The sequence below is a fragment of the Pseudoxanthomonas mexicana genome (assembly GCF_010093385.1).
Classification (GTDB): domain Bacteria; phylum Pseudomonadota; class Gammaproteobacteria; order Xanthomonadales; family Xanthomonadaceae; genus Pseudoxanthomonas_A; species Pseudoxanthomonas_A mexicana.
Genome location: NZ_PDWV01000016.1, coordinates 1 through 14,142, shown reverse-complemented (window position 1 = coordinate 14,142; position 14,142 = coordinate 1). Strand labels below are relative to the sequence as shown.

Annotated in this window: 11 protein-coding genes; all 11 read right to left on the bottom strand. The window is 66.6% G+C overall.

The window, feature by feature from the left end:
* Positions 1 to 17: 17 nt before the first annotated feature.
* Positions 18 to 2,321 carry a DUF3141 domain-containing protein gene (locus tag CSC76_RS07715; protein ID WP_162109450.1) on the bottom strand — a complete coding sequence of 768 codons (2,304 nt, stop codon included), beginning with the start codon at positions 2,319 to 2,321 and terminating at the stop codon, positions 18 to 20.
* Between the two features lie 11 nt (positions 2,322 to 2,332).
* Entirely contained in the window at positions 2,333 to 3,511 is a 1,179-nt protein-coding gene (locus tag CSC76_RS07710; protein WP_162109449.1) for an acetyl-CoA C-acetyltransferase, read from the bottom strand.
* 65 nt (positions 3,512 to 3,576) lie between these two features.
* Entirely contained in the window at positions 3,577 to 4,320 is a 744-nt protein-coding gene (gene phbB, locus CSC76_RS07705; protein ID WP_162109448.1) for an acetoacetyl-CoA reductase, read from the bottom strand.
* Between the two features lie 6 nt (positions 4,321 to 4,326).
* Positions 4,327 to 4,854, bottom strand: a complete 528-nt coding sequence (locus CSC76_RS07700) for a phasin family protein (RefSeq protein WP_238394908.1) — start codon at positions 4,852 to 4,854, stop codon at positions 4,327 to 4,329.
* Complete coding sequence (locus tag CSC76_RS07695; RefSeq protein WP_162109447.1) at positions 4,854 to 5,984, bottom strand: ABC transporter permease; 1,131 nt, start codon at positions 5,982 to 5,984, stop codon at positions 4,854 to 4,856. The genes CSC76_RS07700 and CSC76_RS07695 overlap by 1 nt, the downstream gene beginning before the upstream one ends.
* A 1-nt stretch (position 5,985) precedes the next feature.
* Positions 5,986 to 8,739, bottom strand: coding sequence for a ribosome-associated ATPase/putative transporter RbbA (gene rbbA, locus CSC76_RS07690; RefSeq protein WP_162109446.1), 2,754 nt, complete (start codon positions 8,737 to 8,739; stop codon positions 5,986 to 5,988).
* A 9-nt stretch (positions 8,740 to 8,748) separates the two neighbouring features.
* Complete coding sequence (locus CSC76_RS07685; protein ID WP_162109445.1) at positions 8,749 to 9,831, bottom strand: HlyD family secretion protein; 1,083 nt, start codon at positions 9,829 to 9,831, stop codon at positions 8,749 to 8,751.
* A gap of 14 nt (positions 9,832 to 9,845) precedes the next feature.
* Positions 9,846 to 11,231, bottom strand: a complete 1,386-nt coding sequence (locus tag CSC76_RS07680) for an efflux transporter outer membrane subunit (protein WP_274382090.1) — start codon at positions 11,229 to 11,231, stop codon at positions 9,846 to 9,848.
* Positions 11,232 to 11,327: 96 nt separating this feature from the next.
* Positions 11,328 to 12,092, bottom strand: a complete 765-nt coding sequence (gene fabI, locus CSC76_RS07675; RefSeq protein WP_162109443.1) for an enoyl-ACP reductase FabI — start codon at positions 12,090 to 12,092, stop codon at positions 11,328 to 11,330.
* 1 nt (position 12,093) lies between these two features.
* Entirely contained in the window at positions 12,094 to 13,830 is a 1,737-nt protein-coding gene (locus CSC76_RS07670) for a PHA/PHB synthase family protein (RefSeq protein ID WP_162109442.1), read from the bottom strand.
* A gap of 27 nt (positions 13,831 to 13,857) precedes the next feature.
* Positions 13,858 to 14,142, bottom strand: a 285-nt coding sequence (locus CSC76_RS19020) for a hypothetical protein (protein WP_238394907.1), incomplete at its 5' end; no start/stop codon positions are given.

The following is a 14,142-nucleotide window of genomic DNA, read 5'->3' as shown; positions in this document are numbered from 1 at the left end:
GGGTGATATGTGGCGGGTCAACGCCGTGGCCGACGCGTAGGAACGCCTTGCTTCGCGCGGCGTCGCGCGGTCTTTGTCTGGGGTGGCGCCGGAGCCTTCTTGCGCTTGGCGAGGCCTTGCGCACGCACTGTCGCGGCGCTGCACGCGGTCTCGAAGATTGCGAGCATTCGGTCCAGGCGCTGGCGCTCGTTGGCAGGCAGTGCGCCGCCGCTTTCGACGATGTCGCGGACCGCCATGGCGGTCGCCCTGATCTGTTCGGCTGTCGCGTCCGCAAGCAGCGCCGGTAGGGCGGAGATGGTTGCCTCCACATCCATGCGCATCAGCAAAGCCTGGGTGCGGACGCGCTCGCGCACGTCATCGTGCGCGAGGTTTGTCCCGCCATGCGCCTGCACCAGGTTCGCGGCGTAGCGGAATAGGCGCTCGTCGGCCTCGCCACGCGCCAGCAGCACGAAGGTGAGCGCACGCAAGCCTGCCTCGTTCAGCCCGCCTTGGTCGAACAAGGCGTGCAGTTGCACGATGGTGCGCTCGATAAAGGCGCGATGCTCGGGCGAATCGCCGGGATGCGGTCGTGGCGGGGTCGTCTCGTCCACGCTCTGGCCTGCCAAAGCCTGCATCCAGGGCGATCCGTAGATCGTTTCGAATGCGGTTCTGTAGATCTGATCGCGATGGTCGCGGTAGCGATCGAGAAATTGCTCGACTGCCTGTGACATCGCTGCTTCCGTCTGCAGGAATGGATTGTCCGGCGAGACCTGGCTGCGTTCCTGGCGCAGGCGCTTGGCCAGTCCGGCGACCATTGGCGCCAGCGGATGTTCGTCCGACCAGGCTTCATAGCCGGTACGCATCGGGTGCAGCGATTGCAACCAGCGTGCCGACCATGGCGTCGACAGCGAACGAACCCAGGGCTGCAGGAAGTTCCGGTACAGCGCCAGATTGATCTCGGACACCCGTGCGGCCGCGGCAAAGCGTCGCTCGGAGGCGGTGTCCGGTTGCACGATCGCACGCACGTCCTCGACGCTGCGCCCACGAATCGACAGCAGGAACGGATCGTCAGCCAATTCACCTTCCATGCCGGGTGGTGCATCCCCGACCACAGCCTGAAAGACGCCGGCGGGCAGCATATCGATCAGATCGATGTTGCTGGCAAGCTTGCGGTGTTCCTTTCGTCCGACGTTGCTGGAAACGAAGATGCCCAGGTGGCCAATGCTGTCGTGGGTGGCATATACGATGGTCTGGTCGTGTGAGATCAGGTCGCGATCGTCGCGGTACAGGTCGGTGATCCAGCCCAACGCCTGTCCGGGTGGGGTGATGTTGTCGCCGTAGGAGCAGAACACCACGATCGGCGATCGGATGTTGCGAAGATCGATGCGTACGCCGTCGGACGTCACCAGTTCGGCTGTCGCGAGTTTGTTTCCGATGAACAGGTTGTCGACGATGTACTGCATCTCGCCGCCGTCGAGGAGTACATGGCCGCCCCAGTATTTCTCGAATCCGAGATAGCGCGCTGCCTCGGTATCGACGTGGGCGTAAACGTTGTACTGCTTGGACCAGAGGGTGTTGGCCGGATCCAGGTTCTCGAAGTTCTGCACCAGCCATGCGCCGTCGAAGCGGCCGGCGCCGAGATCGTTGGCCAGCGCGGTCAGCCAGCTGCCGCCGGTCAATCCGCCGCCGTAACGCATCGGGTTGTCGCCGGCCCAGTACGACAGTGGCGCGCCGGCGACGATGATCGGGCCGAATAGTTCGGGCCACACAGCGGCGGTCATCAGGATCTGCCACCCGGCCTGGCAGTTGCCGATCACCGCAGGCTTGCCGGTACTGTCTGGGTGCAGTTTGCCGACCTCGCGCACGAACGCGGCCTCGGCACGCATCACGTCCTCGACCGTCTGCCCCGGCACCGGGTTGGGCAGGAAGCCGACGAAGTAGCACGGATGGCCCGCCTGCAGCGCAGCTCCGATCTCGCTGTCGGGTTTGAAGCCGCCGATGCCCGGACCGTGGCCGGCACGGGGATCGACGACGACGAACGGCCGTTTGGTCGGATCGGTCGGCATGCCTTCAGGCGGCAGGATGCGCGCGCGCCCGTAGTTCACTGGTCGCGGCAGGTCCAGCCCGGACAGCACCGGTTCGGCCTCGAAGCCCAGCACATTGGGCGCGCGCTCACGCAGGTGCTCCCGGTACTGGTTGCCGCGCTCGCGGCGCACATCGGCATAGAGCAGCGTACGCTGCCAGGAATCGACGGCGTATTCGACGGCGGCGGCGCCCAGTCCGGCCGGATCCATCAGCCAGCGGCTCCAGTCCTGGCCGGATGCGGCGGATGTCTTGTCCATGACCACCTCCTTCAGCGTTCGATCGCGATGCCGACGCCTTGCCCGCCACCGATGCACAGCGTGGCCAGGCCCTTGTGTCGGTCGCGCCGGATCATTTCGTGGATCAGCGTCACCAACACACGTGCGCCGGATGCGCCGATCGGATGGCCCAACGCGATGGCGCCGCCATTGACGTTGACCTTGTCCATGTCCCATTCGAGGTTCTTGGCCACTGCGAGCGACTGCGCAGCAAACGCCTCGTTGGCCTCAATCAGATCCAACTCGCCCAGCATCCAGCCAGCTTCCTTAAGCGTGCGTCTGGTGGCCGGCACCGGGCCGATACCCATGACCGCCGGATCGACGCCAGCGCTCGCCCAAGCCTTGATCCACGCCAGTACCGGCAGGCCGAGAACCTTGGCCTTCTCAGCGCTGGCCAGCAGCAGCACGGCCGCACCGTCGTTGATCGTCGAGGCATTGCCGGCCGTGACCGTGCCGTCCGGCTTGAACGCGGGCTTGAGCTTGGCCAGCGACGCGACAGTCGTCCCGGCGCGCGGCTGCTCGTCGGTATCGACCACCACCGCATCTCCCTTGCGTTGCGGAATCTCGATCGGGGTGATCTCGGCCTTGAAGCGGCCCGCGGCGATGGCGTCGAGCGCCTTCTGCTGTGAGCCCGCCGCAAACGCGTCCTGCGCCTCGCGTGTGATGCCGTAGCGCTCGGCGAGATTCTCGGCGGTGATGCCCATGTGGTAGTCGTGGAAGGCATCGGTCAAGCCGTCGCGGATCAGGCTGTCCTCCAACTGCGCGTGACCCAGGCGCAGCCCGGTGCGCGCCTTGGGCAGCACGTAGGGGGCCAGACTCATACTTTCCTGCCCCCCGGCCAGTACCAGGTCGGCGTCGCCCAGCGCGATCGCCTGCGCGGCCAGATGCACGGCCTTGAGGCCGGAGCCGCACAGTTTGTTGATCGTCATCGCCGGGACCTCAAAGGGCAGGCCCGCCTGCACGGCGGCTTGCCTGGCTGGGTTCTGGCCGCTGCCGGCGGTGAGGATCTGGCCGAGAATCACCTCGTCGATCTGATACGGTTGCACGCCGATGTCTTCCAGGATCGTGCGGATCAAATGAGCGCTCAGCGTGTGGGCGGGCAGGGTGGACAGGCCGCCCTGGAAGCCGCCTATAGCGGTGCGGGTGGCAGCGAGAATGGCAATGTCGCGCATGGGAGACTCGAATGTGAGGGGGAGGAGAGGATGGGCCGCGCCGGTTCGGTGCGGCGCCCAGGCTGTCAACGCATATGCTGGCCGCCGTTCATCGAGAGGTTGCTGCCGGTCAGGAACCCGGCCGGCTCGCTGGCGATGAAGCCGACCAGCGCGGCGATTTCCTCGGGCCGGCCGAGCCGGCCGACCGGGATGCCGGCGACGATCTGGTTGCGGACGTCCTCGGGAACAGCCATTACCATCTGGGTTGCGAGGTAGCCCGGCGAGACGGTGTTGACGGTCACGCCTTTGCGGGCGACCTCCTGTGCCAACGCCTTGGTGAAGCCATGGATGCCGGCTTTGGCGGCGGAGTAGTTGGTCTGGCCGAATTGGCCCTTGTCGCCGTTGATCGAGGAAATGTTGACGATCCGGCCCCAGCCGCGCTCGAGCATGCCGTCGATGACCAGCTTGGTGACGTTGAACATTGAGTCCAGATTCACCCGCAGTACCGCGTCCCAGTTCTCTTTGCTGAGCTTGCGGAAGGTGGCATCGCGGGTGATGCCGGCGTTGTTGACCAGGATGTCGACGCCGTGGCCGTCGGCGACGATGCGCTGACCCATACGCCGACACGAGATCCAATCGGACACGTCCACGTCGTAGGACACGAAGGTGTAGCCAGCATCGGCTTCCTTTTTCAGCCAGGTCGAGGCGGCTTCATCGCTGCGCGAGTGCGTGACAAGGACGGTGTGGCCGGCGTCATGCAGGGTCCGGGCGATGGCCTCGCCCAGTCCCCCCATCCCACCAGTAACCAAAGCAGTGCGCGGGTGTCCCATGATCGTTCACCTGCTGCCTTTCGTGGCAGGCTTTCCTGATGCTGTCTGGCCGGTGGAACCGGTCGGCAGCAGTTGCTCCCACGGTTTGATCAGATTGCTCCATGCGGGGTCGCCGAACACGGTGGTCGACGCAACAGTTCCCAACGCTTCCGCAGTCTGCTTCTGCCATGCTTGCACGGCTTCCTGCAGGCCGCGGACGAAGCCGGTCTGCGCAGTAACGGCCATCTGAGTGGCGGCTTGGCTGTCGCCAAAGCGCTGTTGTAGTTGGCGCCAGAACGATTCGGCCGGCAGGGTCGCCAGCTTCTGCCAGTCCTCGGACCGCAGAACCTGTTCGATCTCGGCATCGGTTTCTGCAATGCCGTCATTGACCAACCGGTAGCCGTAGTCGAGCCATTGCTTGCCGCCCTCTTGGAACAGCTTGCCGAGTCTGGCTTGCAATTCTAGGTTCGCCTTGTACAGATCCAACGGCAGATTCATCTTGCTCATGTCGATCACCTCGATGTGGAATTTGGCGCATCCATGCATGTGGTCCATCACGCCATCCGGCTGATGGTTTTGCGAAAGCGGGCTAGCGACAGGGCGAACAGCACAGCGCCGATGATCGCCAGCCACAGAAACGGTTTCCAGACGACGTCGATGCCGGCGCCGCGATACAGGATCGCCTGGCCGACTTCGACGAAATGGGTGGTGGGTGCGACCAGCATGAGGTTCTGCACCAGTTCGGGCATGCTCTCGCGCGGCGTGCTGCCGCCGGAGAGCAGCTGCAGCGGCAGCAGCGTGAGCATCATCAGCATGCCGAACTGCGGCATGTTGCGCGCCAGGGTCGCCAGGAAGATGCCCATCGAGGTGGTCGCGAACAGGCATAGCGCCGCGCCGGCGAAGAACAGCGGTAGCGAGCCCTCGATCGGCACTCCGATCAGTCCGCGCACCACGACGTTCACCGACAGTGCCGATGCCACCAGCACCACCAGTCCCATCGACCAGACCTTGGACAGCATGATCTCGGTGGGGGTGACCGGCATCACCAGCAGGTGCTCGATGGTGCCGTGCTCGCGCTCGCGGATCAGCGCCGCGCCGGTGAGCACGATCGACAGCATGGTGATGTAGTTGATGATCTGCATCAGGCCGCCGAACCAGCTCTTGTCCAGCGCCGGGTTGAAGCGCGCCCGCAGCGCCAGGTCCACCGGCGGCGCCGAACCGCCGCGCTGGCGCTGGACGAATTCGTTGACCTCGCCGAGCACGATCTGCTGCACCGCGCCGCTGCCGGCGAAGGCCTGGCTCATGCGGGTGGCGTCGACGTTGAGCTGCAGTTCGGGGGACCGTCCGGCCAGCACGTCGCGCTGGAACCCCTGCGGGATGTACAGGGCGAAGGTGTGGCGGCCCTCGTCCATGCCCGGATCCATCCCGGACATCGGGATCATCTCCGGCACGATGAACTGCGGCGGGTAGAACGCGCTGACGATGTGCCGGGACAGCGGCGAGTCGTCCTCGTCGACGATCGCGATCGGGGTCTTGTGCAGGGTCTCGGGCATCGCCGTGGCGGCCATGTAGACCGCGCCGGTGAACACGTAGACGATCAGTACCAGCATCATCGGGTCGCGCCACAGGCTCCACAGCTCCTTGACGCCGAGCCGGTAGATGTTGGCGAGGTGGCGGGCCTTCATCTCAGCGCTCCTGCTTGCGCAGCAGCGCGATGGAGATGCCCAGGATGACCGGCACCGACAGCAGCATCGCCCAGAACGCGCCGGTCAGGTCGGCGAACCCCAGCGCCTTGCTGAACACGCCGCGGCTGATGGTGACCATGTGGGGGGCCGGATAGACCTGGCCGATCAGCCTGCCGGCGCCCTCGAGCGAGGACACCGGATCGATCAGGCCGGAGAACTGGGTGGCCGGCAGGATCGTGCCGACCATCGCGATGAACATCGCCGCGATCTGGCTCCGGGTCACCGAGGACGCCAGCAGGCCCATGCCGGTGGAAGCGAAGCTGAAGACCAGCGCCGCCAGCGCGAGCGTGAGGAAGCTGCCGGTGACCGGCACGCCGAACACCGTGACCCCCAGCAAGCTCATCAACAGGAAGTTGATCATCGCCAGGCCCACGTACGGCAGCTGCTTGCCGAGCAGGAACTCGGTACGGGTGACCGGGGTGACGTAGAAGTTGTTGATCGAGCCGGTTTCCTTCTCGCGCACCACGGCCAGCGCGGTCAGCATCGCCGGCAGCAGCAACAGCAGCAGCGGGACGACCGCGGGCACCATCGCCGGCAGGCTCCTGACGTCGGGGTTGTAGCGGAACCGGGTCTGCACGTTGGCGCCGGCCGGCAGCGTGCCGACGCGATCGGCGGCCTGCGCGGCCAGCCAGTGCTGGTGCATGCCCTGTACGTAGCCCTGTGCGGTCTCCGCGCGCATCGGCATGGCGCCATCGACCCAGGCGCCGATCTCCACCTGGCGCCCGGCCAGCGCGTCGCGCATGAAGCCGTGAGGGATCTCGATCGCCAGCGACAGCTCGCCGCTGCGCATGCGCCGGTCCAGGTCCTCGTAGTCGACGATCGCCGGGCGTTCGATGAAGTAGCGCGAGCCCGACAGCTGCAGCGCGTAGTCGCGGCTGAGCGTGGTCTGGTCGCGGGCGAGCACCGCGAAGCGCAGGTCCTCGACGTCCATGCTGATGCCGAAGCCGATCACGAACATCAGCAGGATCGAGCCGCCCAGGGCCAGGGTCGCCCGGACCGGGTCGCGTCGCAGTTCCAGCGCCTCGCGCCACAGGTAGGCGACCATGCGCTGCAGGCTGAACGGGCGGCGTTTGTCGTGGACGGCGGCGTGCCCGCTGGCTTCCGCCGGTGTGGGCACGGTCGTGTCCCCGTCTTCTTCATCCCCGGCAGGCGCGTCGCCACCGGCTTCGATCAGGTAGCCGATGAAGGCGTCCTCCAGCGTCCTGGCGCCGCGTTTCTCCACCAGCCTAGCCGGCGCGTCGCTGTCGAGTACCTTGCCGGCGTGCATCATCGACATGCGATCGCAGCGCTCGGCCTCGTTCATGAAGTGGGTGGAGATGAAGATGGTGACCTTGTCGCGCCGCGACAGCTCCACCAGCAGACGCCAGAACGCGTCGCGCGCCACCGGATCCACGCCCGAAGTCGGCTCGTCCAGGATCAGCAGCTCGGGCCGGTGCACCATCGCCACCGCCAGCGAGAGCCGCTGGCGCACGCCCAGCGGCAGGCTCTCGGGCAGGCTGTCGAGCACGCCGGCCAGGCCGAAGCGCTCCACCATCTGGTCCACCCGCTGCGGTATGTCCGTCTTGGGAACGTTGAACAGCTGCGCGTGCAGAACCAGGTTCTGGCGCACCGTGAGTTCGCCGTACAGCGAGAACGCCTGCGACATGTAGCCAACGCGGCGGCGCGTACCGATATCCTTCGGGTCGACTTCGCGGCCAAACAGCCAGGCCTTGCCCTCGCTTGCCGGCAGCAGGCCGGTCAGCATCTTCATGGTCGTGGTCTTGCCGCAGCCGTTGGAGCCGAGGAAGCCAAAGATCTCGCCGCGCCGAATGCGGAAGGACACGTGATCGACTGCGACGAAGTCGCCGAAGCGCATGGTTAGGTCCTGCGCCTCGATGGCTATGTCGTCCTCGTCCGTCCGTAGTGGAGGAATAGCCACCGCGACGTGGCCGCGGGTCTTCTCCTCCGGCAGCAGGCGGATGAAGGCCGCTTCCAGCGATTCGGCGCCGGTGCGCTCCCGCAGGTTCCGCGGCGTGCCGGTGGCGAGCACCATGCCCGCGTCCATCGCCACCAGCCAGTCGAACCGCTGGGCTTCATCCATATAGGCCGTGGCCACGATCACGCTCATGCCGGGGCGCTGCCTGCGGATATGCGAGATCAGGTCCCAGAACTGGGCACGCGCCAGCGGGTCCACGCCGGTGGTGGGCTCGTCGAGGATCAGCAGGTCGGGATCGTGGATCAGCGCGCAGCACAGGCCGAGCTTCTGCTTCATGCCGCCGGACAGCTTGCCGGCCGGTCGGGCGAGAAACGGGTGCAGGCCGGTGGCGCGGGTGAGCTCGTTGATGCGACGGCGGCGTTCGGCCGCATCGTGGCCGAACAGCCGCGCGAAGAACTGCAGGTTCTCCTCCACTGAGAGCGTGGGATAGAGGTTCTTGCCCAGGCCCTGCGGCATGTAGGCGATGCGTGGGCAGACGACCGCGCGATGGCGCCGCTCGGCCATGTCGCCACCCAGCACCTCGACGCGGCCTTCCTGGATGCGGCGCGCGCCGGAGATGAGCGACAACAGGCTGGATTTGCCGACACCGTCGGGGCCGATCAAGCCAACCATACGTCCTGATGGCACGTCCAAATCGATACCGGCAAGTGCCTCGACTTTGTGGTAGCGGAGGCGCACGCCCTGCAAGCGTGCGACGGCGGAAGCGGGCTCACGCGGCATGGCGGCGTCTCAGTCCTGCGCTACGACGGTAGCCAGGGAGGCGGGCCATGCGGCGTCCGGATCCAGCTTCACCCAGGCCACGCCGGGGACGCCGGTCTTGACCTGCTCGATGTACTGCTGCAACAGCTCGGGCGGAATCTGCGCACGTACTCGGAACATCAGCTTCTGGCGCTCGCTGGCCGTCTCGACGGTTTTGGGCGTGAACTGGGCCTGGCTGGCGACGAACGACACCCGAGCCGGGATCGCGTAGTCTGGGGCGGTGTCGAGCACGATCCGTACCTCGGTGCCGAGTGCGATCCGGCCGGCCGCGGTCTCGGGCACGAAGAAGGTCATGTAGACGTCGGACAGGTCGAGCAAATTGAGCACGCGACCGCCGGCACCGAGCACCTCGCCGGGTTGGGCCACGCGCACCTGCACCCGGCCGCGGCGCGGAGCCTTGAGCACGCTATCGGCCAAGTCGGCCTCGATCCGGGCCACGGTTGCGGCCGCGGCTTCCACGCTGGAGCGCGCGCCGACGACCTGCGCCTCGGCGGCCTTCACGGCGGCTTCGGCGGCGGTCGCCTGGGCACGGGTGGCCGCCAGCGCGGCTTCGGCGCCGCGCACCCGGGCGCGATCGTCGTCGAGCTCCTGACCGGAGGCGGCACCTTCCTTGGCCAGTGTTTCCGATCGCGCCAGCCGTCGTTGCGCGGCGTCCAGCTCGGCATCGCGCTGGACGATCAGTGCCTGTGCGGCAGCGACGTCGCTGCGCCGCAGTGCGACCTGTGCCTCCGCAGCGGCGGCGGCATGCAGCGCCTGCTGGCGGCCGGCTTCTGCCTCCTCGCGCTGTGCCTGCAGCGTGTCGATCTGCATCCGCGCAAGCGGTTGGCCGGCTTTGACGAACTCGCCTTCGCTTACCAGGACTTCCTCGATCCGCCCAGGCAGCTTGGTGGCCACGTCGATCTCGGTCGCCTCGATGCGGCCGTTGCCGCTGACGAAGCCCTCGCCCGGGCCATCGTCGGACAGGGTGCGCCAGAGCCACCAGGCCAGCAGGAGGACACCGGCCAGGACAGCCGCCGTGAGCAGTTTCTTTTTCAGGGGAGGGGTGAGGGCCATGGCGTCGGAAGTCGTCATTGGTTGGAGGAGGGAGCGGCCGAACCGCCGCCCAGCGTCGTGTACAGCGCGACCTGGCTCGAGAGCACCGCGCGCCGTGCCTGCACCAGCTGCTGCTCGGCTGCGAGCAGGTCGCGCTGGGCGTCCAGCACTTCCAGATAGGTGGCCGAGCCGGCGTCGTAGCGCAGTTGCGCCAGGCGAGTGCGCTCGGACTGAGCCTCCAGCGTGGTCTGGGCGATCTGGAGCTGTTCGGCCAGCCAGCGGCGTGCGGCCAGAGCGTCCGCGATCTCGCGGAACGCCGTCTGGACGGTCTTTTCGTACTCGGCGACGGCGATGTGGCGGCGCGCCTCGGTTAGCGCCAGGCTGGCGCGCAACCGGCCGCCATCGAAGATCGGCAGCGACAACGTTGGTATGAAAGTCCAGGTCCGGCTGCCAGACTCGAACAAGCCATCGAGTTCCGCGCTCGCGCTGCCCCAGCTGCCGGTGAGTGCAATGCGTGGAAAGAACGCGGCACGCGCCGCGCCGATGTTCGCATTGGCGCCGCGAAGCAGATGCTCGGCGGCGGCGACGTCCGGCCGTGACGCCAGTACCGCCGAAGGCAGTCCCGGCGTCAGTTCGGCGAGCATCAGGGTTTCGTCGAAGGGTGTCGCCTCTGGCAACGCTCCTGGATGGGTTCCCAGCAATTGCCCCAGGGCATGCAGCTGATGGGCTCGCGCGAGTTCCAGCTGCGCAAGCAGCGCCTGTGCCTGGGTCAACAGGGTCTGGACCTGGGTCAGTTCCAGCTTGGAGGTCGCGCCGACCTCGTGGCGACGGCTGAAGATGCGGTAGGACTCCTCGCGGGTCTGCACCGTCCGACGCGCCAGGGCGACACGCTCGTCCAACTCGCGCAGGCCGAGATAGCCGTCGCCGACCTGTCCGATCAATGCGAGCTCGGCCGCGCGGCGCCCGGCGTCGGTGGCCAGCCAGCTTTGCAGGGCCGATTCCTTCAGGTTGCGGACGCGACCCCACAGGTCGAGCTCCCAACTGCTCAGGCCGACTTCGGCGCGGTATTCGCCTGCGACGACGGACTGGCCGGTGGCGCTGAGGTCGCCCGGCACCCGCGCCCGCGCGCTCTGCGCGTCGATGCCGAAGCCCGGGAACTGGTCGGCCCGCTGGATGCGGAAGGCGGCCCGCGCTTCCTCGGCTCGCAGTGCGGCGACGCGCAGGTCGCGGTTGTTGACCAGCGCGGTTTCGATCAGCCGCTGGAGCCCCGGGTCGCGAAAGTACGCCTGCCATGAGAGTTCCGCGGCATTGGCACCCGATGCATCCGCGGCGACATAGCCGAGCCAGTGGTCGGGTACGGGAGGCGGTGGCGTGGCATGAGGGGGGGCCATCGACGCGCAACCGGACAGCGCAACGGCCAGCAGTCCTGCTGCGATGCCGAGACGATGGGATTCCGCATGCGTGTCGGGAGAAGGCGTGATTGGGGCTTGCGCGGCCACTGGCTGAAGATCCGTCTGCTAGTTGAGGATGTGATAGCCGCCGTCCACGAACAGCGTGGAGCCGGTCATGGCGCGGGCGCCGTCGCTGGCGAGGAACGCGCACAGCGGACCGACGTCGTCGATGGTCAGCGGCCCGCGCATCGGCGCGCGTGCCGCACTGTCCGCCACCAAGGCGTCGAAGTCGCTCAGTCCGGAAGCGGCGCGGGTCGGGATCGGTCCAGGCGAAATGGCGTTGACGCGTATGCCGGCAGGGCCGAGTTCGGCGGCGAGATAGCGCGTAGCCGATTCCAGTGCGGCCTTGACCGGTCCCATGATTCCGTAGTTCCGCACGACTTCGCTGCTTCCCAAATAGCTCATGGTGATCAGGCTGCCGCCCTCGGTCATGAGCGGCTCGGCTTGGCGTGCCAGGCGGATGAAGGAATGGCAGGAGACATCCATGGCCACGCCGAAACCATCACGTGAGCTGTCGACGAGACGGCCGAGCAGATCAGCCTTGGGTGCGAAAGCGATGGAATGGAGCAGGAAGTCCAGGCGACCCCAGCGGCGTTGGACTTCCTCGAACAGCCCCTGCATCTGGCTATCGTCCAATACATCGAGCGGCCGGCGAATGTCCGCACCCAAAGCATCGAGCAGTGGTTCGACATGTGGGCGGGACTTGTCTGAGAGCCAAGTGCCTCCGAGCGTCGCGCCGGCTTTGTAGAACGCCCTGGCGCAGGCCCAGGCGATGCTGCGTTGGTTGGCGATGCCGATGACTAGACCCTTCTTGTCTTTGAGTATGCCCATGTCAGTTCTCCAGCACATAGCAACCCGGCGCATCGCCGGCGGGTTGGTAGCCCTTGCGCGGCGCGCCGATGGGCGGAGGCGGGACGGACGCTCCGGAATGTTTGCGCAGCCACGCGACCCAGGCAGGCCACCACGAGCCGTCCTTCGAAGGCGTGGTTTCGAGCCATTGGTCGGGGGGGATGTAGTTGCCGCCCGCTGGTCGCGTGGCGATGCGGAAGCTGCGGTTGGGGTGCCCTGGCTCACTGACGATGCCGGCGTTGTGGCCGCCGCTCGTGAGGACGAAAGTAATCCGTGCCGGAGAGAGGTAGTGCAGTTTGTAGACCGAGCGCCAGGGCGCGACGTGGTCACTGAGGGTGCCGACGCTGAAAACGGGCAGGGTGATGTCGCCTAGCGACACTGGTCGACCGTCTACTGGATAGCGGCCTTCGCTCAGATCGTCGTTGAGAAACAGTCGATGCAGGTACTGCGAATGCATCCGCGCTGGCATGCGCGTGGCATCGGCGTTCCAGGCCATCAGGTCGTTCATGGGCCTGCGTTCGCCGAGCAGGTACTCGCTGACCATGCGCGACCACAGCAGGTCGTAGGAGCGCAGCATCTGGAAGGCGCCCGCCATCTGTTCGGCGCTCAGGTATCCCTTCTGCTGCATCTGCGCCTCCAGCAGCGCGACCTGGCTCTCGTCGACGAACAGGCCCAGTTCACCCGGTTCGCTGAAATCGGTTTGCGCGCAAAACAAGGTCATCGAGGCCAAGCGGTCATCGCCATCGCGGGCCATGGCCGCCGCGGCCACCGCCAACAACGTGCCGCCCAGGCAATAGCCGGTTGCGTGCACCTTGCGTTTGGGCACGATCGCGTTGACCGCGCCGAGCGCAGCACGGAAGCCCAGGTCCAGGTAATCGTCCATGCCGAGGTCGCGATCCCCGGCGCCGGGGTTCTTCCACGAGATGCAGAACACCGTGTGGCCCTGGTCGACCAGGTACTTCACCAGCGAGTTGTGCGGTGACAGGTCCAGGATGTAGTACTTCATGATCCAGGCCGGGACGATCAGCACCGGTTCGGCACGCACCTGCGCCGTCGTCGGCGCGTACTGGATCAGCTCGATCAAGCGATTGCGCAGCACCACCTTGCCGGGCGTGGCGGCCACGTCGCGGCCGACCACGAAGTTCTCCGTGCCTGCTGGCGGCATCCCGGCGAGCGCCCGTTGCAGGTTCTCCGCGAGGATGGCCTGGCCCCGCGCCAAGTTCGCGCCCGCCTCCTCGGCCGTGCGTTTCAGCGCCACGGGATTGGTCGCTAACTGGTTCCCGGGGGAGAACAGATCCAGCCACTGGCGCGCGGCGAAGGCGACGACGTTCTCATGGTGGCGTTCCACCCCCGCCACGCCGTGGGTGGCTGCCTCCCACCAGCGCTGGTTCAGCAGGAATCCTTGGTGCCAGAGGTTGAATGGCCAGCGGCGCCATTCCAGTTCGGCGAAGCGGCGATCCTGGGCAGGGGGGGCGATGCAGTCGCGGGCCTCGCCCGGCCCGGTCATCAGGCATTCGCGCAGATATCCGGCCAGGGCCGCGGCCTGTTCCAGGGCCAGCGCAGCCAACTCGGATTGCTTGCCGGGCGAGATGGCCAGATGAGAGGCCCAATCGGCCCAGGCGAGCAACGCCGACTGGGGCGACATCGAGGCGGCCGCGTCCGCCAAAGCGGCGCGTGCCTGTATGTCCAGCGGGTTGGGGGCCTGAGTTTGTGGGGGCATTTCCAGACCCTTGTTGTCCAAGAAAAATCAGCTTCGCAACTCAGAACAGCCCAGGCATTGATTTGGATCAAAAAAACGAATGGTCGTATGTTTTATGCTGTAAAGGATGGTGCTTTCGTGCTGGATGTGCTGCTCCAGAAGGTGTCCGCGCATGCATGCCAGTCCGCCAACGGCCATGACTGGGGGATCGAGCCGTTCAGGTTCGGCGCCCGGCCAAGCATAAAACGACCATTTGGTCGTTTTAGAGAGCATATCACACCTTAACGACTCGACGTTCGTTTCGTTCTGCCTGTTTGTCGGGAGGGCCGGGTT